The sequence below is a fragment of the Janthinobacterium sp. LM6 genome, assembly GCF_002002885.1.
Taxonomy (GTDB): Bacteria; Pseudomonadota; Gammaproteobacteria; order Burkholderiales; family Burkholderiaceae_D; genus Janthinobacterium; species Janthinobacterium kumbetense.
On the sequence record NZ_CP019510.1, the window covers coordinates 4,999,544 to 5,019,524 of the forward strand.

At 62.3% G+C, this 19,981-nt stretch carries 18 protein-coding genes; 4 read left to right on the forward strand and 14 right to left on the reverse strand.

Features of this window, described 5'->3' with window-relative positions; translation table 11 throughout:
* Window positions 1–14: 14 nt before the first annotated feature.
* The 14 genes from folC to BZG29_RS21970 all read right to left on the reverse strand — a co-directional run bounded on the left by folC (window position 15) and on the right by BZG29_RS21970 (window position 16,625).
* Window positions 15–1,313 (reverse strand): bifunctional tetrahydrofolate synthase/dihydrofolate synthase, encoded by a 1,299-nt coding sequence (gene folC / locus BZG29_RS21905; protein ID WP_077407529.1) that lies wholly within the window; start codon window positions 1,311–1,313, stop codon window positions 15–17.
* A 115-nt stretch (window positions 1,314–1,428) separates the two neighbouring features.
* Window positions 1,429–2,301: an acetyl-CoA carboxylase, carboxyltransferase subunit beta gene (gene accD, locus BZG29_RS21910; protein ID WP_010400390.1), complete on the reverse strand. Its 873-nt coding sequence runs from the start codon at window positions 2,299–2,301 to the stop codon at window positions 1,429–1,431.
* A gap of 197 nt (window positions 2,302–2,498) precedes the next feature.
* Window positions 2,499–3,296: a tryptophan synthase subunit alpha gene (gene trpA, locus BZG29_RS21915; RefSeq protein ID WP_077407531.1), complete on the reverse strand. Its 798-nt coding sequence runs from the start codon at window positions 3,294–3,296 to the stop codon at window positions 2,499–2,501.
* Between the two features lie 99 nt (window positions 3,297–3,395).
* Complete coding sequence (trpB, locus tag BZG29_RS21920) at window positions 3,396–4,646, reverse strand: tryptophan synthase subunit beta (protein WP_150131022.1); 1,251 nt, start codon at window positions 4,644–4,646, stop codon at window positions 3,396–3,398.
* Complete coding sequence (locus BZG29_RS21925) at window positions 4,639–5,322, reverse strand: phosphoribosylanthranilate isomerase (protein WP_077407533.1); 684 nt, start codon at window positions 5,320–5,322, stop codon at window positions 4,639–4,641. Before BZG29_RS21925 ends, trpB begins: the two co-directional genes overlap by 8 nt.
* A 22-nt stretch (window positions 5,323–5,344) precedes the next feature.
* Window positions 5,345–6,175: a tRNA pseudouridine(38-40) synthase TruA gene (truA, locus tag BZG29_RS21930; protein WP_077407535.1), complete on the reverse strand. Its 831-nt coding sequence runs from the start codon at window positions 6,173–6,175 to the stop codon at window positions 5,345–5,347.
* A 46-nt stretch (window positions 6,176–6,221) separates the two neighbouring features.
* Window positions 6,222–8,720, reverse strand: a complete 2,499-nt coding sequence (locus BZG29_RS21935; RefSeq protein ID WP_253192672.1) for a FimV/HubP family polar landmark protein — start codon at window positions 8,718–8,720, stop codon at window positions 6,222–6,224.
* A gap of 255 nt (window positions 8,721–8,975) precedes the next feature.
* Complete coding sequence (gene asd, locus BZG29_RS21940; protein ID WP_077407539.1) at window positions 8,976–10,103, reverse strand: aspartate-semialdehyde dehydrogenase; 1,128 nt, start codon at window positions 10,101–10,103, stop codon at window positions 8,976–8,978.
* Window positions 10,104–10,148: 45 nt separating this feature from the next.
* The gene (gene leuB, locus BZG29_RS21945; RefSeq protein WP_077407541.1) at window positions 10,149–11,219 is read right to left on the reverse strand and encodes a 3-isopropylmalate dehydrogenase; all 1,071 of its coding nucleotides are present in this window, start codon (window positions 11,217–11,219) and stop codon (window positions 10,149–10,151) included.
* Window positions 11,220–11,230: 11 nt separating this feature from the next.
* Complete coding sequence (gene leuD, locus BZG29_RS21950) at window positions 11,231–11,878, reverse strand: 3-isopropylmalate dehydratase small subunit (protein WP_077407543.1); 648 nt, start codon at window positions 11,876–11,878, stop codon at window positions 11,231–11,233.
* A 51-nt stretch (window positions 11,879–11,929) separates the two neighbouring features.
* A complete protein-coding gene (locus tag BZG29_RS21955; RefSeq protein WP_010400408.1) occupies window positions 11,930–12,052 on the reverse strand; it encodes an entericidin A/B family lipoprotein in 123 nt (40 codons plus the stop codon).
* Between the two features lie 126 nt (window positions 12,053–12,178).
* The gene (gene leuC, locus BZG29_RS21960) at window positions 12,179–13,582 is read right to left on the reverse strand and encodes a 3-isopropylmalate dehydratase large subunit (protein ID WP_077407545.1); all 1,404 of its coding nucleotides are present in this window, start codon (window positions 13,580–13,582) and stop codon (window positions 12,179–12,181) included.
* A gap of 278 nt (window positions 13,583–13,860) precedes the next feature.
* Window positions 13,861–15,759, reverse strand: a complete 1,899-nt coding sequence (locus BZG29_RS21965) for a chemotaxis protein CheA (RefSeq protein ID WP_077407547.1) — start codon at window positions 15,757–15,759, stop codon at window positions 13,861–13,863.
* Window positions 15,759–16,625, reverse strand: a complete 867-nt coding sequence (locus tag BZG29_RS21970; protein WP_077407549.1) for a protein phosphatase CheZ — start codon at window positions 16,623–16,625, stop codon at window positions 15,759–15,761. Before BZG29_RS21970 ends, BZG29_RS21965 begins: the two co-directional genes overlap by 1 nt.
* A gap of 466 nt (window positions 16,626–17,091) precedes the next feature.
* On the opposite strand from BZG29_RS21970, the gene BZG29_RS21975 reads away from it, so the two are divergent.
* From BZG29_RS21975 to BZG29_RS21990, 4 genes are all read left to right on the forward strand, one after another.
* Window positions 17,092–17,559 (forward strand): universal stress protein, encoded by a 468-nt coding sequence (locus BZG29_RS21975; protein WP_077407551.1) that lies wholly within the window; start codon window positions 17,092–17,094, stop codon window positions 17,557–17,559.
* Between the two features lie 155 nt (window positions 17,560–17,714).
* On the forward strand, window positions 17,715–18,359 hold the full coding sequence (locus BZG29_RS21980) for a response regulator transcription factor (protein WP_034783426.1): 645 nt from the start codon (window positions 17,715–17,717) through the stop codon (window positions 18,357–18,359).
* 340 nt (window positions 18,360–18,699) lie between these two features.
* Window positions 18,700–19,506, forward strand: a complete 807-nt coding sequence (locus BZG29_RS21985; protein ID WP_077409233.1) for a helix-turn-helix domain-containing protein — start codon at window positions 18,700–18,702, stop codon at window positions 19,504–19,506.
* 249 nt (window positions 19,507–19,755) lie between these two features.
* The gene (locus BZG29_RS21990) at window positions 19,756–19,953 is read left to right on the forward strand and encodes a hemin uptake protein HemP (RefSeq protein ID WP_034750559.1); all 198 of its coding nucleotides are present in this window, start codon (window positions 19,756–19,758) and stop codon (window positions 19,951–19,953) included.
* The last annotated feature ends 28 nt before the right edge of the window (window positions 19,954–19,981 follow it).

A 19,981-nucleotide genomic window follows, 5' to 3' on the forward strand; every position in this document is an offset into this window, starting at 1 on the left:
CAGTCGAGTGCGTTTCAGTGAAGTGAGGATTTTCGGGCCTTCATCACGCCGGCAACGGTGAGGAAAGAACCAAAGACCACAATTCTATCATTCTCACCGGCCCGGCTCATTGCATTTGCAAAAGCTTGTGCCGGATCATCGAAAATAGATACAGTATGCTCGCTGCTGTCAGGCTTATCTTCCAGCATGATCTGCACCTTGGCGGCCAGCTCGGACGCCGTGGCCGCGCGCGGCGAAGGCAAGCCCGTCAGGCACCAGTGGTCGACGTGTTCGCTCATCGCAGCCAATACGCCATCGATATCCTTGTCCAGCATGGAGCCGAACACGGCATAGGTATACGGGTGGAAACCCATATTGCCCAGGTTCTGGTTCAACGCCGACGCCGCGTGGGGGTTATGCGCTACATCAAGGATCACGCTGGGGCGGCCAGGCAAGACCTGGAAGCGGCCCGGCAGCTCCACCGTCACCAGGCCCGTGCGCACTTCCTGCGCACCCACGGGCAATTTCAGCTTCAGCACTTCCAGCGCGGCCAGCACGGCCGTCGCGTTGAGGATCTGGTTGGCGCCGCGCAAGCTTGGATACGCGAGCGAATTGCGGCGCTGCTCGCGTCCGCCGTAGTTCCACTGCTGCTTGTCGCCCGAATAATTAAAATCGCGGCCCATCAGCCACAGGTCGGCGCCGATGGCCTCGGCATGGTCGATCAAGGATTGCGGCGGCACGGGGTCGCTGCAGATGGCCGCCTTGCCCGGGCGGAAGATGCCCGCCTTTTCAAAGCCGATCGCTTCGCGCGTGTCGCCCAGGTAATCCGTGTGGTCGATGTCGACGCTGGTGACGATGGCCACGTCGGCGTCGATCACGTTGACGGCATCGAGGCGCCCGCCCAGGCCCACTTCCAGGATGGCCACGTCCAGCTTCGCCTGCGACAGCAGGTGCAGGATGGCCAGGGTGGTGAATTCGAAATACGTCAGCGGCGTGTCGCCGCGCACGGCTTCGACCGCGTTGAAGCTGGCGACGATCTGTTCGTCGCTGGCCATCTCGCCCAACACGCGGGCGCGCTCGTTAAAATCGAGAAAATGCGGCTTGATGTACAGCCCCACTTTGTAGCCGGCACGCAACAGCACGGATTCCAGCATGGCGCAGGTGGAACCCTTGCCATTCGTGCCCGCCACCATGATCACGGGGCAGGTAAAAGCCAGTTGCATGCGCGCCTTGACGGCTTGCACGCGGTCCAGGCCCATGTTGATCTGGGTTTCCGAATGGCGGGTTTCCAGCATGGCGAGCCATTCCGGCAAGGTGGTGGGGAGCTTGTGCATGGGAGACTTCTTGAAAAGAGTGCGCGGGGCGAGAAAGACATGAGACCCAAACCGAAGACTGGGGTCGGACCCTGAGGGTCCGACCCCGGCAGTTCAGGTTTTGGGGTAAATCAAATTACGCAAGTACTTCAACAGCCTGGTTCTGCAACAAGGCCAGCAGACGGGCGATTTCTTCGCGCATCTTGCGGCGGTCGACGATCATGTCGACGGCGCCCTTGGTGACGAGGAACTCGGCGCGCTGGAAGCCTTCCGGCAGTTTTTCGCGCACGGTGTTTTCAATCACGCGGGGGCCGGCAAAGCCGATCAGCGCTTTCGGCTCGGCAATGACCACGTCGCCCATGAAGGCGAACGAGGCGGACACGCCGCCCATGGTCGGGTCGGTCAGCACGCTGATGAATGGCAATTTCTTTTCCGACAGCTTGGTCAGCATGGCCGTGGTTTTCGCCATCTGCATCAGGGACAGCAAGCCTTCCTGCATGCGCGCGCCACCGGTGGCGGTGATGCAAATGAACGGCACTTTCTGTTCCAGCGCGATCTGCGCGCCGCGCACGAAGCGCTCGCCCACGACGGAGCCCATGGAGCCGCCCATGAATTCGAATTCGAAGCATGCCACGACTACCGGCAGGCTCATGATGGCGCCGCCCATGACGACCATCGCATCCGTCTCGCCCGTCGCTTCCATGGCGGATTTCAGGCGGTCCGGGTATTTCTTGCTGTCCTTGAACTTCAAGGTATCGACAGGCAGGATTTCCTGGCCGATTTCATAGCGGCCGCCCGCGTCGAGCAGGCTGTCGAGGCGCTCGCGCGCGCGGATGCGCATGTGGTGGTCGCATTTCGGGCACACGTGCAGATTCGATTCCAGGTCCGTACGGTACAGCACGGCTTCGCACGACGGGCACTTGACCCACAGGCCTTCCGGCATGGTCTTGCGCGCGGCAGCGTCCGAACGCTGGATGCGCGGTGGCAGCAGTTTTTCCAACCAACTCATATTTTCTCCTTGGGCCCTTGTAGGGGTAGCGTCGGTGGACGCCCCCGGCAGACGGTAAACGGCGGCGCCCCGCAGGGCGCCACCAAAAATTTTATCTATTGCACAATAACAGGCAAATCAGTGGCCGAAGTGTAGCCGTTTATCGCCGGGCTGTCGAACTTTGCCGCCACCCGAGCTTGCGTAAACAACAAGCTTGCTCAGGCGTCCAGTGCGGCGCGGATGCCTGCCGTAAAGCTGCGCACAGCGTCGACGGCGCCCCCTTCCGGCGCATTTTCAATTTCCTGGATGATGCGGCTGCCGATCACGACGGCATCGGCCACCTTGGCAACGGCCTTGGCCGTGGCGCCATCGCGGATGCCGAAGCCCACGCCGATAGGCAATTTTACATGCTGGCGGATGGCCGCGAGGCGCTCTGCCACCTGTTCCGTATCAATGTTGCCGGCGCCTGTGACGCCTTTCAGCGACACATAATAGCTGAAGCCGCCGCCAACCTTGGCCACTTGCGCGATACGCTCTTCGGTCGAGGTGGGCGCCAAGAGAAAAATCAGGTCGAGGCCCGCAGCGCGCATGGCGGCCGCGAATTCCTCGCACTCTTCCGGCGGATAGTCGACGACGATGGCGCCATCGGCGCCGGCCGCTTGCGCTGCATCAATAAACGCGGCGCTGCCGATGCGCTCGATGGGGTTCGCATAGCCCATCAGCACCACGGGCGTCGTCTGGTTCGTTTCGCGGAACTGGCGCACGTAGCCGAACACGTCGTGGATACCGACGTTGAATTTCAAGGCCCGCTCGCAGGCGCGCTGGATGACGGGGCCTTCGGCCATGGGGTCGGAAAACGGCACGCCCAGTTCCAGCACGTCGGCGCCGCCCTCGACGAGCGCGTGCATCAGGGGCACGGTGGCGTCGGGGCCGGGGTCGCCGGCGGTAATGAAGGTGACCAGGGCGGTCTTGTTGTTGGATTTTAAGGTGGCAAAGGTGGCGGAGATACGGGACATGGCGAGCTTTCGTAGTGATGGATAGAGGAAATAATTTCAACCCAGGAACAAAGACCGGGGTCGGACCCTGAGGGTCCGACCCCAGCCGTTATTGGGGTCTCAGGAGAAATTCAATCCCATGCGTTCCGCCACGGTATGCATGTCCTTGTCGCCGCGGCCCGACAGGTTGGCCAGTACAATTTTATCTTTCGGCAAGGTGGCCGCCAGCTTGGCCGCGTAGGCCAGTGCGTGCGACGATTCCAGGGCCGGGATGATGCCTTCGATATGGCAGCAGTCATGGAAAGCCTGCAGCGCTTCCTCATCCGTGATCGACACATACTGCGCGCGGCCCGAGTCTTTCAGCCACGCATGTTCCGGGCCCACGCCCGGATAGTCGAGGCCGGCCGAGACGGAGTGCGTCTCGATGATCTGGCCGTTTTCATCCTGCAACAGATAGGTGCGGTTGCCGTGCAGCACGCCCGGGAAACCGGCCGTCAGCGACGCCGAATGCTTGCCCGTATCGAGTCCTTCGCCGGCCGCTTCCACACCGATCAGTTTGACCTCTTTCTGATCGATGTACGGGTAAAAGATGCCCATGGCGTTCGAGCCGCCACCGATGCAGGCCAGCACGTAGTCAGGCTGGCGGCCCGTCATTTCCGGCATCTGCACCAGGCATTCCTCGCCGATCACGGACTGGAAGTCGCGCACCATCATCGGATACGGATGGGGGCCGGCCACGGTGCCGATGATATAAAAGGTGTTTTCGATATTCGTGACCCAGTCGCGCATGGCTTCGTTCAGCGCATCCTTGAGGGTCTTGGAGCCGGATTCGACGGGCACGACGGTGGCGCCCAGCAATTTCATGCGGTACACATTCTGCGCCTGGCGCTTGACGTCTTCGCTGCCCATGTAGACCACGCATTCGAGGCCGAAGCGGGCGCAGATGGTGGCCGTGGCCACGCCATGCTGGCCCGCGCCCGTCTCGGCGATGATGCGCGGCTTGCCCATGCGCTTGGCCAGCAGGGCCTGGCCGATCACGTTGTTGATCTTGTGCGCGCCCGTGTGGTTCAAGTCTTCGCGCTTGAAGTAGATTTGCGCGCCGCCGGCCATCTCGGACCAGCGCTTGGCGTGGTAGATCGGCGACGGACGCCCGACGAAGTGTTTCAGCTCGTAGCGGAATTCTTCGAGGAATTCCGGATCGACGCTGTAGCGGGCGTAGGCTTCCTTCAGCTCGGCCAGCGCGTGCGTAAGCGTTTCGGCCACGAAGGAACCGCCGTACGGGCCGAAGTGGCCGCGCGGGTCGGGAAACGGGTAATCGGTGGCGTGGAACAATGCGGCGGCTGCGCCGGGCGCGGTGGTGTGGTCATTCATGATGGTTTCCTCTGGCAATGATGGCATCGGCATCCTGTACCGCGGCGATGAACGCGCGGACTCGGGATACGTCCTTGATGCCCTTGGACGCTTCGACACCACTGCTGATGTCGACGGCGTAAGGGCGCACGCGCACCACTGCGTCAGTCGCGTTTTGTACGCTCAAGCCACCACTTAAAACGACCCGAGGCGCGAGTTCTTTTGGAATGAGGGACCAATCAAATACCTTTCCTGCACCACCGTAGGCATCCACATAGGTATCGAGCAAGAGACTCGAAAACAAGGGACTGGCGGCGCGATAGCGCTGTTCGTATTCTAGCAAATCTTCAAAGGAGGTGTCGGGTTTGACGCGGAACACCTGCGTAAACGGCGTATTCACGGCGCCAGCGAGCGCGGCGCTGTGTTCGGGCGTCTCGTCGCCATGAAATTGCAGGAGAGACAATGGCGCCACGGCCTTTGTCGCCTGCACTTCTTCCAGCGTGGCATTGACGAACAGGCCCACCGTCGTCACGTAGGGCGGCATGGCGGCGATCAGGCTGGCCGCCTGCCCGGGCGTGACATAGCGGGGGCTTTTCGGATAAAACACAAAGCCGATGGCGTCGGCACCGGCCGCCACGACGGCCTGGATGTCTTCGGCGCGGGTCAGGCCGCAGATCTTGATGCGTGTGCGAGGCATGGCTATCCTTTGTTGATGCAGATCAAAACCAGGGCAAAGCGCTGCTGCTGTCTTGCGGCAAGGCCCATTTCGGATCGTAATCGATCTGCGCCAGATACAAGCCGTCCGGCATGAACGTGGGCGCAGCCGCATGACGGTCCTTGCTTTCAAGCAAGTGCCCGAGCCAGTCCGGTTTTTCGCGTCCCGTGCCGATGTAGACGAGCGAACCGACCAGGTTGCGCACCATATGATGCAGGAAGGCATTGGCTGTAATCGTAAAAATCACGCAATCGCCGCGCCGCTCGATGCGGATGTCATGCATCAGCTTGACAGGCGACTTGGCCTGGCATTGCGCGGCACGGAAGGCCGTGAAATCGTGCCAGCCCAGCAGCGGTTGCACGGCTTGCCGCATCAGTTCCACGTCCAGCGGACGGAAAAAGAAACCGGCACGCCCTTCCACCAGCGGCGAACGGGTAGCGTTGTTATACAACACATAATGATAGGTGCGCGCGCGCGCGCTGAAACGGGCGTGGAAGAAGTCATTGACCGTCGGATCGCCTTCAAGTTCCTTGGCCCAGCGCACGGCGATGGATTTCGGCAGGAAGGCATTGACGCCGCGCACCCACGAGTGCACGTCGCGGTTCAATTCCGTATCGAAATGCACAACTTGCTCGAGCGCATGCACGCCCGTGTCCGTGCGGCCGGCGCAGGTGGTGGCCAGGCGCACGCGGGCAAACTGTTCCAGCGCGTTTTCCAGCTGGTCCTGCACCGTTTGCCCGTCTTCCTGCTTCTGGTATCCGTGCCAGGCCGTGCCGTCGTACTGCAGGCCGAGGACGATACGCTTGAATGGCGTTGCTGTCGTAATATTTTGCATCGAAGCATTATACCGGCGCAGCAGCCTGCCGCGCCGGCGGGTATTGCTAACTGAGCAGTGCGCGCATGGTATTGGCTTTCTTGACCTGCTCTTCGCTGCCGCCCTTGATGACCTCATCGATCAGCTCGCGCGCGCCTTCCTTGTCGCCGATTTCCTGGTAAGCGATCGCCAGGTCCAGCTTGGTATCCATTTCCATGTGGATGGCCGACAGCGGATCGTCCACGCCCACGCTGGCCGTCTTGCCATCGTTGAGGTCCAGGTCGATGCCGGACAGGTCGAATTCCTGCGCCGGCGGTATGGCTTCCGGCAAGGTGGCGGGCGTTTGCGCGTCGTCAAACAGGCTGTCGATCGACGGTTCGGCCGCCGCGACGGGCACGGCAGCCGGCGCCACGGGTTCGTCAAGGTCGAAATGGGCCAGGTCGACATCCTTCAACGGATCAGGCAACGGCGCCAGGCCGGCGCCCACGCCGTTCACGGGACCGGCTGGCGGCTCCAGGTCCAGGCCGAAATCCATGCTGGCGTCATACTGCGCATCTTGCGCGGCAGAAACAGGCTTGCTGTCCGGCCCCGGCATGACGATCGGGTCGCTGGTGGAAACGGGCTCGAAATCGAGGCTGTCGAGGTCGAAATCGAGCGGATCACGCGCATCGCGGGCCGCCACGGAAGACACCGGTTCGGCCGGCGCCAGGTCGGCCAGCGGCGCAGGACTAGACAAATCGTCAGGCAAGTCCATGCTCTGGCCATGCAAGTCGTCGCCGGCAGCCTTGCTCAGGCTGACGACGGCGTCGTCTTCCGTATCGCCATACAGGGGATTGGCGGGATCTAGCGCCAGGCCCAGCGCGGCCGCCTGCGGCCACTCTTCGCCCTGGCCACGCGTCAGGCTGTACAGCTCGCTGGCCTGGTCTTCGAACGCGCGCACGTCGTTGCGGGCCGAATAGATTTCCAGCAACTTCAAGCGGGCCGCATGGCGTTCCGGATGGATGCGCAAGGCTTCCTTGAGGATATCTTCCGCCTGGCCATCGCGCCCGTAAGCGATATACACGTCCGCTTCGGCGACGGGGTCCGTTTCATTCGCGTCGAGCATGCTGGCGCCCGCTGCGGCGGCCACGCCGGCAGCGGCGGCGCCCGTGCCGAACAGGTGGTTGCTCGCTTCGGATTGCTGATCTTCCGGCGCCAGGCCGGCCGGCGGCGCCACTGGCGCTTCCGGCTCGAACACGGGGGCGATATCTTCGGCGGGCGGCGGCGTCTCCTTGCGGCGGCGCGCGATCACCAGCGCGGCCACGGCGGCCAGCAGCGCGGCCAGGCCGATGCCGATGGCGCCCAGATGGTCGCTGATCTTGTCGGCGAAGGTCGGCTCCAGCGGCGATGGCTTTTTCACCAGCGGCACCGGTTTCGCCTTCGGCACGGGCGGCTGGGCTTCGGCAGGTGCGCTGGCCACGGCGCTGGCCGATGCGCTTGCCGCTGCGCTGGCAGCGGCTTCGGCCGGCTTGGCGGGCGCCGGGGCGCTCTTGTCGGCCATGGCCTTGCTCTTGACCGCCATCAACTTTTCCAGGTCGCTGACGTTCTTTTCCAGTTCCTTGACGCGGGCGGCCGCTTCATCGACCTGCTTCGCCTTGGCGATCTTGTCTTCCTCGCTGGCGACGGCGCTCTTGCCTGCCGACTTGGCCGCCGGCTCCGCTTTCGACAGTTTCAGCTTGTCTTGCGACTCGCTCACGGCCGTCGGTTTTTCCTGCACCTTGGTCGCGCCGATCTTGCCGGCCGTGCTTTGCGCCGCCTGCGCGGCCTTGGCCGGCTTGCTTTGCGACACCTGGCCTGCCAGCTTGTTGCGGTAGGCGTCGAAATCGATGGCGTGCGCCGTCACGATGCCCTTCGCTTCAGCCGCGCCGGTGGCGCGCACGGCGTCCGCACCCGGCACGGCCAGGATGCGTCCGGCCTGCATGCGGTTCATGTTCTCGCCCTTGAAGGCATCGGGATTGGCGCGGTACAGGGCGACGAGCATCATGTCGAGCGACACGCCCGAAGGCTTCAGTTCGCTGGCGATGCGGCTCAGGGTGTCGCCCGCCTTGACCTTGTATTCGCCAGCCGCCTTTTTCGACGCCGGCGGCGCAGCATCGGCCGCGGCGGCAGCGGCAGCCGGCTTGGCCTTGCCAGGCTCGACTGGCGCCGTCACCTGCGCGCCGCGCGTCTGGCGCGCTTCGGGCGTGTCGAGCACGAACGCATATTCGCGCACCTGGCGGCCGCTCTTGCTGCTCAGCTCCAGCAGCAGGTCGACCATGGGTTCGGCCACCGGTTGCGCCGAGCTGATGCGGATGAAGGACTTGCCGTTGCGGTTTTCCACGGCAAACGTCAAGGCGTTCAGGGCGGGATTGAATTCCACGTTGGCCTGGCGGTAGGCGTCCGGCGGCGCCAGCTTGGCCAGCAGGCTCGAAGCCTCGCCTGGCTTGACGGCCGATAATTCGACCTCGGCGCGCAGCGGCTGGCCGGCGGCGGACAGCACCGTGATCTTGCCCAGCTCGGCTGCGGATACCGCCGGTGACAATAACACCGCACAGGCGACAGCGCTGCTGAGTGTTTTAATGGCAAGGGAGGCGACCCGGGGACGAGTGTGTACAGGCATAGTTGGCGGCATCTTAGTTGACATGGGAAAACTGTTACTTTTCCAGAGGTATCAACATATCATCATGCCCAGAGCTATGCAAGCTCCGCATGGTTGAGCCTTGACGGGCTCAGGACGAAAAAAAAGCCGGGAAAACAGCCCCGGCTTGATCTGGATCAGCAATTGATTGCTGATTTATTGCTGTTACGCGTCCAACAAAATACGCAGCATGCGGCGCAGCGGCTCGGCCGCGCCCCACAGCAACTGGTCGCCCACGGTGAACGCGGACAGGTATTCGCCGCCCATGCTCATCTTGCGCACGCGGCCGACGGGAATCGTCAGGCTGCCCGTGACGGCGGCCGGCGACAGGTCGCGCACGGACGCTTCGCGCGTGTTCGGCACGAATTTCACCCATTGATTGTTGCTGGCGATGATGTCGTTGATTTCATCGAGCGGCACGTCTTTCTTCAGCTTGATGGTCAAGGCTTGCGAATGGCAGCGCATGGCGCCGATGCGCACGCACAGCCCGTCGACCGGGATTTCCTTCGTGCCGAAGTCCACGCCGCGGCCGAGGATCTTGTTGGTTTCCGCGCCCGCCTTCCACTCTTCCTTCGACTGGCCGTTGCCCAGGTCCTTGTCGATCCACGGGATCAGGTTGCCGGCCAGCGGCGCGCCGAATTGCTTGATCTCATCCGGGGAGTAGCCGTGCTGGGTGGCCAGCACCTGGCGGTCGATTTCCAGGATGGCGGAAGCGGGGTTGTCCAGCAGCGCCTTGACGGAACCGTTGATGGTGCCGAATTGCGTCAGCAGTTCGCGCATGTGCTGCGCGCCGCCGCCCGAGGCTGCCTGGTAGGTCATCGACGTCATCCAGTCGATCAGGTCATGCTGGAACAGGCCGCCCAGGCCCATCATCATGCACGACACGGTGCAATTGCCGCCGATGTAGTTCTTGACGCCCTTGCCCAGCGCATCCTTGATGACGTGCAGGTTGACGGGGTCGAGCACGATGACGGCGTCTTTTTCCATGCGCAGGGTCGAGGCCGCATCGATCCAGTAACCGTTCCAGCCGGCTGCGCGCAGCTGCGGGAAGACGGCGCTCGTGTAGTCGCCGCCCTGGCAGGAAATGATGATGTCGCACTTGGACAGTTCGGCGATATTGTTGGCATCCTTGAGGATGGTTTCATTCTTCGCCATGGCCGGCGCGGCGCCGCCCGTGTTCGACGTCGTGAAAAACACCGGTTCGATGTGGGCGAAATCGCCCTCTTCCTGCATGCGCTGCATCAGGACCGAACCGACCATACCGCGCCAACCTACCAAGCCAACTAATTTCATTACCATTCCTCAAGATGAGACGGCGACTGCCGTCATTAGACTATTTTATCCCAGTGCTTTTACAACTGCATCACCCATGGCCTCGGTACCGACCAAAGTCGTGCCCGCTTCGTGGATATCGGCCGTGCGCAAGCCCTGCGCCAGCACCTGCTTGACGGCTGCCTCGATGCGGTTTGCCTGCTCTTCGCGGTTCAGCGAATAGCGCAGCATCATGGCCGCCGACAAGATCGTCGCCAGCGGATTGGCGATGCCCTTGCCCGCGATATCGGGCGCCGAACCGTGCGACGGCTCGTACAAGCCCTTGTTGTTGGCGTCCAGCGAAGCGGACGGCAGCATGCCGATCGAGCCTGTCAGCATGGCGGCCGCGTCCGACAAGATGTCGCCGAACATGTTGCCGGTCACCATGACGTCGAATTTCTTCGGCGCCCGCACCAGCTGCATGGCTGCGTTATCGACATACATATGATCGAGCGCAACATCCGGGTATTCCTTGTGCACGTCGATGACGATGTCTTTCCAGAACTGGAAGGTTTCCAGCACGTTCGCCTTGTCCACGCTGGTGAGGCGCTTGTCGCGCTTTTGCGCGGCCTGGAAAGCCACATGGGCGATGCGGCGGATTTCGCCTTCCGCATAGCGCATGGTGTCGAAGCCTTCGCGCTGGCCCTTGAACGGACCGTCCGGGCACTCGCGCACGCCGCGCGGCTGGCCGAAATAAATGTCGCCGGTCAATTCGCGGATGATCAAAATGTCCAGGCCGGACACCACTTCCGGCTTCAGGGTCGAGGCGCCCGCCAGTTCCGGATACAAAATGGCCGGACGCAGGTTGGCGAACAGGCCCAGGTTCTTGCGCAAGCCCAGAATCGCCTGCTCCGGGCGGAACTGGCGCTCCAGATTGTCGTACTGGTAGTCGCCCACGGCGCCGAACAGCACGGCATCGGCCGCTTTCGCCAGGGCAAGGGTGCCTTCCGGCAAGGGGTGGCCATGGGCCGCATAGCCGGCGCCGCCCACGGGCGCCGTTTCCAGCTCGAACGATTCGCCCAGCACATTCAAGACCTTGACGGCTTGCGCGACGATTTCAGGACCGATACCGTCGCCGGGTAAGATTGCAATTTTCATATTTTTATCGATTAGATGACGTTGGCGAGCCAGGGTTGGCTATGCAGGTGGCGTTCTTCGAAGGCGCGGATATCGTCCGCGTGGCGCAGGGTCAGGCCGATATCGTCGAGGCCATTCATCAGGCAATATTTGCGGAAGGCGTCGATCTCGAACGGGTACGACACGGAACCGTTGCTGGTGCGCACGCATTGCTGCTCCAGGTCCACCACCAGCTTGAAGCCGGGGAAGGCCTTGACTTCATTGAACAGGTGCTCGACCTGGCTTTCCGACAGCACGATGGGCAGCAAGCCGTTCTTGTAGCAATTATTGAAGAAGATGTCGGCAAACGAGGGCGCGATGATGGCGCGGAAGCCATATTGATCGAGCGCCCACGGCGCGTGTTCGCGCGAGGAGCCGCAGCCGAAATTCTTGCGTGTGAGCAAGATCGATGCACCCTGGTAGCGCGGTTCGTTGAGCACGAACTCCGGGTTCAGCGGACGGCGGCTGTTGTCCTGGCCCGGTTCGCCATGGTCGAGGTAGCGCCATTCGTCGAACAGGTTGGGGCCGAAGCCGCTGCGGTGGATCGATTTCAGGAATTGCTTCGGGATAATCGCGTCGGTGTCGACGTTGGCGCGGTCCAGCGGGGCGACCAGGCCTTCGTAAATCGTAAATTTATCCATGCTGTTTCTACTCGGTAAGACGCGCGGCGCAGGGCGCCGGCACGTCGCGGTTTATTTTCCGCCGGCGCCAGTGACAACCTGGCCGACTTTCTGCACATCGCGGCCGATGCCGGAAACGGTGTTGCAGCCAGACAAGATGACGGTGGCGATGAGGAGGGCGAAGAGTTTTTTCATGATGAGTTCGTATGCGTATGTTTGAGAAAGCCGGAAGCGTCAGTGTAACCCAGCGGCTTAAAGCTGGGGTCAGACCCGACGGGTCTGACCCCTGATTTCCGCTGCGTTGCCACGCAGATTTTCAGCTTATCGCAATCCCCGCACGTCGACAAAGTGGCCGGCGATACCCGCCGCGGCCGCCATCGCGGGCGACACCAGGTGCGTGCGTCCGCCCTGCCCTTGCCGGCCTTCGAAGTTGCGGTTCGACGTGGACGCACAGCGTTCGCCCGGTTCCAGACGGTCCGCATTCATGGCCAGGCACATGGAACAGCCCGGTTCGCGCCACTCGAAGCCGGCATCCTTGAAGATGCGGTCGAGTCCCTCGCGCTCCGCCTGGTCTTTCACCAGGCCGGAACCGGGCACCACCAGCGCCAGCGAGACGTTCGAGGCGCGGTACTTGCCGCGCACCACGGCGGCGGCGGCGCGCAGATCCTCGATGCGCGAATTGGTGCAGGAACCGATGAAGACCTTGTCGATGCGGATGTCTTCGATGGCGGTATTGGGCTTGAGGTTCATGTAGACCAGCGCCTTTTCCATCGCATCGCGCTTGACGCTGTCCTTTTCCAGGTCAGGATCGGGCACGCGGCCATCGACGCCGATCACCATCTCGGGCGACGTGCCCCAGGTCACTTGCGGCACGATGTCTTGCGCGTTCAGGGTGACGACGAGGTCGAAGCGGGCGCCCGGATCCGAATGCAGGGTGCGCCAGTAGGCCACGGCGCGCTCCCAGTGCGGGCCGGCCGGCGAAAACGGGCGGCCCTTGACGTAATTGATGGTGGTGTCGTCCACGCCGATGATGCCGGCGCGCGCGCCCGCCTCGATGGCCATGTTGCACACCGTCATGCGGCCTTCCATCGACAGGGCGCGGATGGCCGAGCCGCCGAACTCGATACAGTAGCCCGTGCCGCCGGCCGTGCCGATCTTGCCGATGATGGCCAGCACGATATCCTTCGCCGTCACGCCCGCCGGCAGAGCGCCGTCGACCTGCACCAGCATGGATTTCGATTTCTTTTGCAGCAAGGTTTGCGTGGCCAGCACGTGTTCCACTTCGGACGTGCCGATGCCGTGCGCCAGCGCGCCGAACGCGCCATGCGTGGACGTGTGCGAATCGCCGCAGACGACCGTCATGCCGGGCAGGGTCGCGCCCTGTTCGGGGCCGATCACATGCACGATACCCTGACGCTTGTCGTTCATATTGAAGTAGGTCAAGCCATAGTGCCGGGCGTTCTTGTCCAGGGTTTCCACCTGCAGGCGCGAGACCGGATCGGCAATGCCGTCGATCCTGCTGGTGGTGGGCACGTTATGGTCGGCCACGGCCAGGTTGGCGGAAATGCGCCACGGCTGGCGGCCCGCCACGCTGAGGCCATCGAAGGCTTGCGGGCTGGTGACTTCGTGCAGCAGGTGCCGGTCGATGTACAGAATTGTCGTGCCATCATCTTCGGCCCGAACAACGTGGGATTCCCAAAGTTTGTCGTAAAGCGTCTTCATCATGATTTATGCGGCGTTGCCACAGCCTGTTTAAGTGATCTGTCGTACTGATCGAAGGGATCGGCAATGATTATGCCATATATTGTGCAATGCAGAAGCAAAAGCCGCCCCAGCGTGGGATGGGCGATACAAAATTCGGCCTGCCTTGCTGATATGGTTAAAAAATTGCTGATACGAAAATCCGCCAAAATGCCGGCGGGGCGAATAAAAATCGAAAAAAGCCGAAAAAAAAGCCCGCTGCAGAGGTCTGCAGCGGGCTGGGTGTGAACTGGCCTGTGTTATCAAGCAGCCATGCGCACACTTCCCCTGCAACCATCCATCAGGAAAGATAGGCCCACGACCAGCACCAGCTCGCCTTCGGCCGAGCGGGCCGTGCCGGTAATGCCTTCCACGGTGATGGCCGTCATCGGCTTGATCACGAGGTCGGCCGTGCCATCGACGGCTTCCACGGCCAGAATGTACGGCTGTGGCGCAGCGACAACAATGCCGACGCGCTCGCTGCACGATTCGTAGCCCAGCGAACCTGCCAGCGAGCGCACGGGCAATGGACGGCCCTGGTCTTTCAGCACGGGTGCGCCGCCCACTTCCATGAAGGTTTCCGGCAATTCGACGACGCGCTGCACCACGGCCATCGGCAGCGCCAGCGCGGCGCCCGAGGTCGACACGAGCATGGTCGGCACGATCGACAGTTCGATCGGCAGGCGGATGGCAAACTTGGTGCCCTTGCCCAGCGTCGACTCGATGTGGATGGCGCCGCGGTTTTTCTCCACGGCTGTCTTCACCACGTCCATGCCCACGCCGCGACCGGAAACGCTGGACGCGACTTCCTTGGTCGAGAAGCCCGGCAGGAACACCAGCTGGAAGCATTCGTCGTTGCTCAACTGCGCGTTTTCGCTGATCAAGCCCTTTTGCTGGGCCTTGCTGCGCAAGAAGACCGGGTCCATGCCCTTGCCGTCATCCTGCAGCACGATCATGACACTGTTGGCTTCCTGCCAGGCTTTCAGCGAAATATACGATTTGGCGGGCTTGCCGGCAGCCAGGCGCGCTTCCGGCGATTCGACGCCATGGTCGAGCGAGTTGCGCAGCATGTGCACGAGCGGATCGTACAGGCTGTCGACCACCACGCGGTCGACTTCCGTCTCCGCGCCTTCGATGGTCAGTTCGACATCCTTGCCCAAGTCCTTGGCCAGTTCGCGCACCAGGCGCGGGAATTTCTGGAACAGGCGGCCGACGGGCTGCATGCGCGTGGCCAGGGTGGCCCGCTGCAGTTCCGTCGAGTAACGCGAAGCGCGTTCCAGGGTTTCCGCCAGGGTCGCCATCAAGGTGGCGGCCTGGCCTTCGAATTTGAATTGCAGCAAGCGCTCGAGCAGCACGGCAGCCTGGTTGGCGGCCTGCACGGATTCGCCGGCCACTTCCAGCAATGCGTCGAGCTTGACGGCGTCGACGCGGATGCTGTCTTCCTTGACGGGCGCGGCATGGCGCACTTCCGGACGCTCTTCGCGGCGTTCGGCGCCATCCCAGGCCTTGGCGGCCGGCTTGGCGGCGGCAGCAGCAGCAGCAGCGGCAGGCGCGGCGGCCACGACGGCAGGCGCAGCGGCGACGGCGGACACCGGTGCGGCAGCGACGCGGCTGCCCTCGGGCACGACGGCGTTGTACATGCCTTCCCAGTCCAGGCCATCGGCGCTGGCAGTGGCCACGACAGCGGCAGGCGCGGCCGCAACCACTTCAGCGACCTCGGCAACGGGCGCGGCCGCTTCCGCCACTACGGCGGCGGCAGGCGCAGGCGCGTCCATGCCCTTGCCTTCGATGGCGTTCGTCAGGATGTGTTCCAGCTCTTCCGGCATGGCCGGCAAGCTTTCCGGCGCGGCGCCGTTCGCCAGTTCCGTCAGCTGGTCGGCCACGAAACCGGACGCTTGCAGCGCCGCCTCGATGGCGATCGGCGTCACGGGCGCGGCGCCCGTGCGCAAGGCATCGAACAGATTTTCCGTCAGATGGCAGGCCGCCACCAGCGCAGGCAGGCCCATGAAACCGGCACCGCCCTTGATGGTGTGGAAGGAACGAAACACGGCATTCAGTGTTTCCTTGTTGTCAGGATCACGCTCGAGGCGCAATAAGTGCTCTTCAACATTAACCGCAAGATCCATCGCCTCAACGACGAAATCCTTGAGCATATCGTCCATTAGAATCCCAAATCCGCAAGAAGGTCGTCTACATTATCCTGGTCCAGCGCCACCGACGGCACGGACGGGCCCTGCATCAGCGGCACCGGCTTTTGCGCCAGTTTTTCGCGCACCTCGGCCGGCGCGTTGTCGCGCAGCAGCTGAGCCAGCTCGTTTTCCACCGTCTTGGTGATGTTGACCACTTTTTTGATCAGCTGGCCCGTGATGTCCTGGAAGTCCTGGGCCATCATGATTTCCAGCAAGCGGGCTTTTTCCGCTTCCGTCGCTTCGGCAACGGCTTGCGCGAACTGGCGCGAATCGCCGGCCAGGGCCTTGAATTCTTCCAGGCTCAGCTTGCCGTCGAACAGCGCCGTCCAGCGACCGTCCATGTCCTTGGCTTTCTTCGACAGCACGTCCTGCGCCGGCATGCCTTCGTCGAGCGTGTTCAAGACCTTGTTGGCGGCCTGTTCCGTCAGGGTGGCGACATATTCCAGGCGGTCCTGGGCGTCGACGATCTGCGACGACGCTTCCGTCAACGCCTTGTCGTAGCCCAGTTCGCGCAGCGAATCGTGCAGCAGGCGCACGATGCCGCCCAGGCGCTCGAACATCGGCTTGTCGGACTGGTCGACCGGGTCGGCCGCTTCGCCAGGCGCGTCGGCGCCGGCCACGGGGGCCGCTTCCGCTGCAGCTGGCGCGGCAGCCGCCGGCGCCGCTGCGGCTGCCGGTACGGCGGCGCTGGCCGACACGGAGTCGAACAGCGCGTCAAAATCGTCATCCGCGATCACGGCGGGAGCGGGCGCGGCGGCAGGTGCCGGCGTGGCTGCGGCCGCGCTTTGCGCGGATACTTCATCGAATAATGCATCGAAATCATCAGCGGCGTTGGTCATATCCCTGCTTCTCCATAATTTGTCAAAATTCCGCCTGAACTGTGCGTTTTACAGACTGATACCCACAATTTCTCGATTAAGATGATTTGAGGCAATACCGCTGCGATGGTGCGAGTGTAGCAGGGCGCCGCCCTGTTGGTAAATCTCAAAACGCGCTTCCTGGTGCAAAGCGGGTCCGCAAGAGCTTTTCCGCCAGGAAATAAGTGTTCCTGCTGTTGTATTTTGAAATACTACCATTGGCGTGCGTGCAAGACCACGCGCGACGCAAGAAATCCTGCTCTCAGGCGCCTGCGCAACGGCGCCAGGCGGACCCCGCCGCAGCTAAACACGATCTTTCTGCCAATGTTGTCTATACTGAAGGTGCAGTAGTATTGATAATTATCAAGTCTTTACATGAATACAATGCTGCCGCGACGTCTACAATAAGAGGCGTTGCGCGCGCTGAGTCACTGCCAAAGGACCTGCCATGTATAAGAAAATTCTGATCGCCACGGACGGCTCCACCGTCTCCAACTTGACGGCCTGTGCCGGCGTTGCCTTTGCCGAACAAATGCACGCCGACATCCTTGCCGTGTACGTGGCGCCCGAGTACCAGTACCCGGTGTACATCGAAATCATTCCACCGAGCTATCCCAGCGAAGAGGAATACCGCGTCGCCATGCGCAAGGCGGGCGCCGACCACTGGCAACCCATCCTCGACGCGGCGGCCAAGCGGGGTCTGCAAGCGACGGGCCTGACGGCCTTTTCCGACAGCCCGGCCCTGAAAATCGTGGAAGTGGCGCAATTGCAGCAATGCGACCTGATTTTCATGGGTTCGCATGGCCGCAGCGGCTGGGGACAGTTGCTGCTGGGCAGCGTGACCAACAAGGTGCTGTCGCACTCGAAATTGCCCGTGCTGGTGCACAGGCTGATCAAGGAACCCCCGGCAAAATAAGGGGTCACATGGCCACGGGGGCCGTCGCTGCCGGCACTTCTCAAGAAAAGGCACAGTGCGGCCGCTTCGGTTAAAATGACAACGTTTCTCGTTTCTTAATATTTGATTGTCCGGTGACGGACAGAGCAGATTACACGCCACCAGATTGCCCGCCTATGATACGTATTGTGATTGCCGACGACCACACCATCATGCGTGAAGGATTGAAGCGCATCCTTGACGGCGCGCCGGATATCGACATCGTGGGTGAAGCCATCGACGGTTTTGAAGTACTTAACCATGTGCGCCAGGGCGGCTTCGATCTGTTGCTGCTCGATCTGTCGATGCCGGGCCGCAGCGGCGTCGACCTGATCCGGCAAATCCGCAGCGAGGCGCCCAAGCTGTCCATCCTGATCCTCACCATGCACGAGGAAGAGCAATATGCGGTGCGCGCCATCCGCGCCGGCGCGCAAGGCTATCTGACCAAGGAAAGCGCGGGCACCCAGCTCGTGGGCGCCATCCACAAGGTGGCGTCGGGACGTCCCTACATCAGCGCCGAGGTGGCGGAGCAGCTCGTGCTCAACATCATGATGCCGAATGAAAGCTTGCTGCATAAACAGTTGTCGGACCGCGAATTCGAAGTCTTTTCCCTGCTGGTGGCAGGCAAGTCGATCACGGAAATTGCCAACAACCTGCATCTGAGCGTCAAGACGGTGAGTACGCACAAGACGCGCATCATGCAAAAGATGGGCATGAGTTCGCTGTCTGAAATGGTCCAGTATGCCGTGGCGCACCGCCTGCTCTCCCCCTTCAAGACCTGAATACGGCGGCGCGCGCCCGCGCGTCGACTGTAGGAACAATCCTACTTCATCTACCACAGCTCCTACTGCCATATTCAGCCACTGCTGATATTAATTGCATACGCTTGTTGGCATACTGAAACCAGTAATCAAGTTGCTGGAAAGTTATTTCATCACACAGCAAGTCTTCAGCGAATTGAGCATTACCTGCCCGAACGCGCGCCGCCGGCCCACGCCTGCCCGCCGTCCCGTGCACCCCGTCATTCAACTCTGAACTACCTGTCACCAGGAGATGAACATGCTGTCCACGCAAACGCCCGACACCCGCGCCGCCTCACCATCGCTGGCCCCCTCCGCTCCGATGGAAGCGGGACGCCAGCGCCAGGGCCGGCTCTGGTCGAACCTGAAGGAGGTGTGCGACCTGCTGCATATCTCCAGCGCCTGCACCATCGCCGCCGACGAACTGCTGTTCCAGCACGTGCAATTCAAGACGGGCCAGCGCGTGCACACGATCGGCCAGCCGTTCGACACCCTGTACATCGTCAATTCGGGCTTCCTGAAAACCGTGCTCATCGATGAGTTCGGCAATGAGCAGGTGCTCAGCTTTCCCATGAAGGGCGACATGCTGGGTGTCGACGGCATCCACTCGCGCCACTATTCCTCGGAAGCGGTGGCCCTGTCCGACTGCGACCTGATCCTGCTGCCCTTCAAGAAACTCACGGCGCTGGGCCGTGTCCACCTGGAACTGGAAAATGTCATGTACGGCGTGATGAGCCGCGAACTGGTGCGCGAGCAAGCCATGATCGGCATGCTGGGCGCCCTCAGCGCCGAAGCCCGCGTGGCGCGCTTCCTCGTCTCGCTGGCCGACCGCTTCGCGCAGATGGGCTACTCGAGCAAGCTGTTCAACCTGCGCATGACGCGCCATGAAATCGGCAGCTACCTGGGCCTGACCCTGGAAACGGTCAGCCGTACCTTGTCCGCCTTCAATGAAATCGGCCTGATCACGGTTGACCAGCGCACCATCGGCATCAAGGATCCGGACGCCCTGAAAACCCTGCGCCGCCTGCCGCCGTCGCGCTCGCGCGCCAAGCAGCTGGCCGCCGCCAAGCTCAAGGCCGATACCACCGCGGCTGCCAACGCCTCGGCGCAATTGCTGGCCACCATCTAGCCTCATCCCGATTTCCTCAAGCTTGGCACAGGCTTGACCCGGCCAAGGCGCACTGCCTTGCCGGGTCTTTTTTGCTGCCGCCCCCCTCCCGCGCCGCGCCAGCGGCCGCCTTTGCGCAGCACTCTCTCCCACGCTGCCATCCCAGCGTAAAAAAGCGCGGATTCCGCACAAATAAGCCTTGCTTTTCGGGCCACATTCAACAATAATGCAAATACGAATCATTCTCAACTGAGACAAAGAAAGCCTAACATGCAAAGCTCAAAACCAGCCTTGATCCAGGATGCCGCTACCGCCCACGTCCGTCCTCCCGTCAGCATGGCCCAGCCGGCGCGCCGCATCACCAGCGAAGCGCTGCTGCAGCAGGGCCGCGAAGTGGAGATTGAGCACAGCGGCAAGATTTATCGCCTGCGCGTCACCCAATTGAACAAGCTGATCCTGACTGCCTGAAGCAGCACGGCAGCCAGTCACCACACTC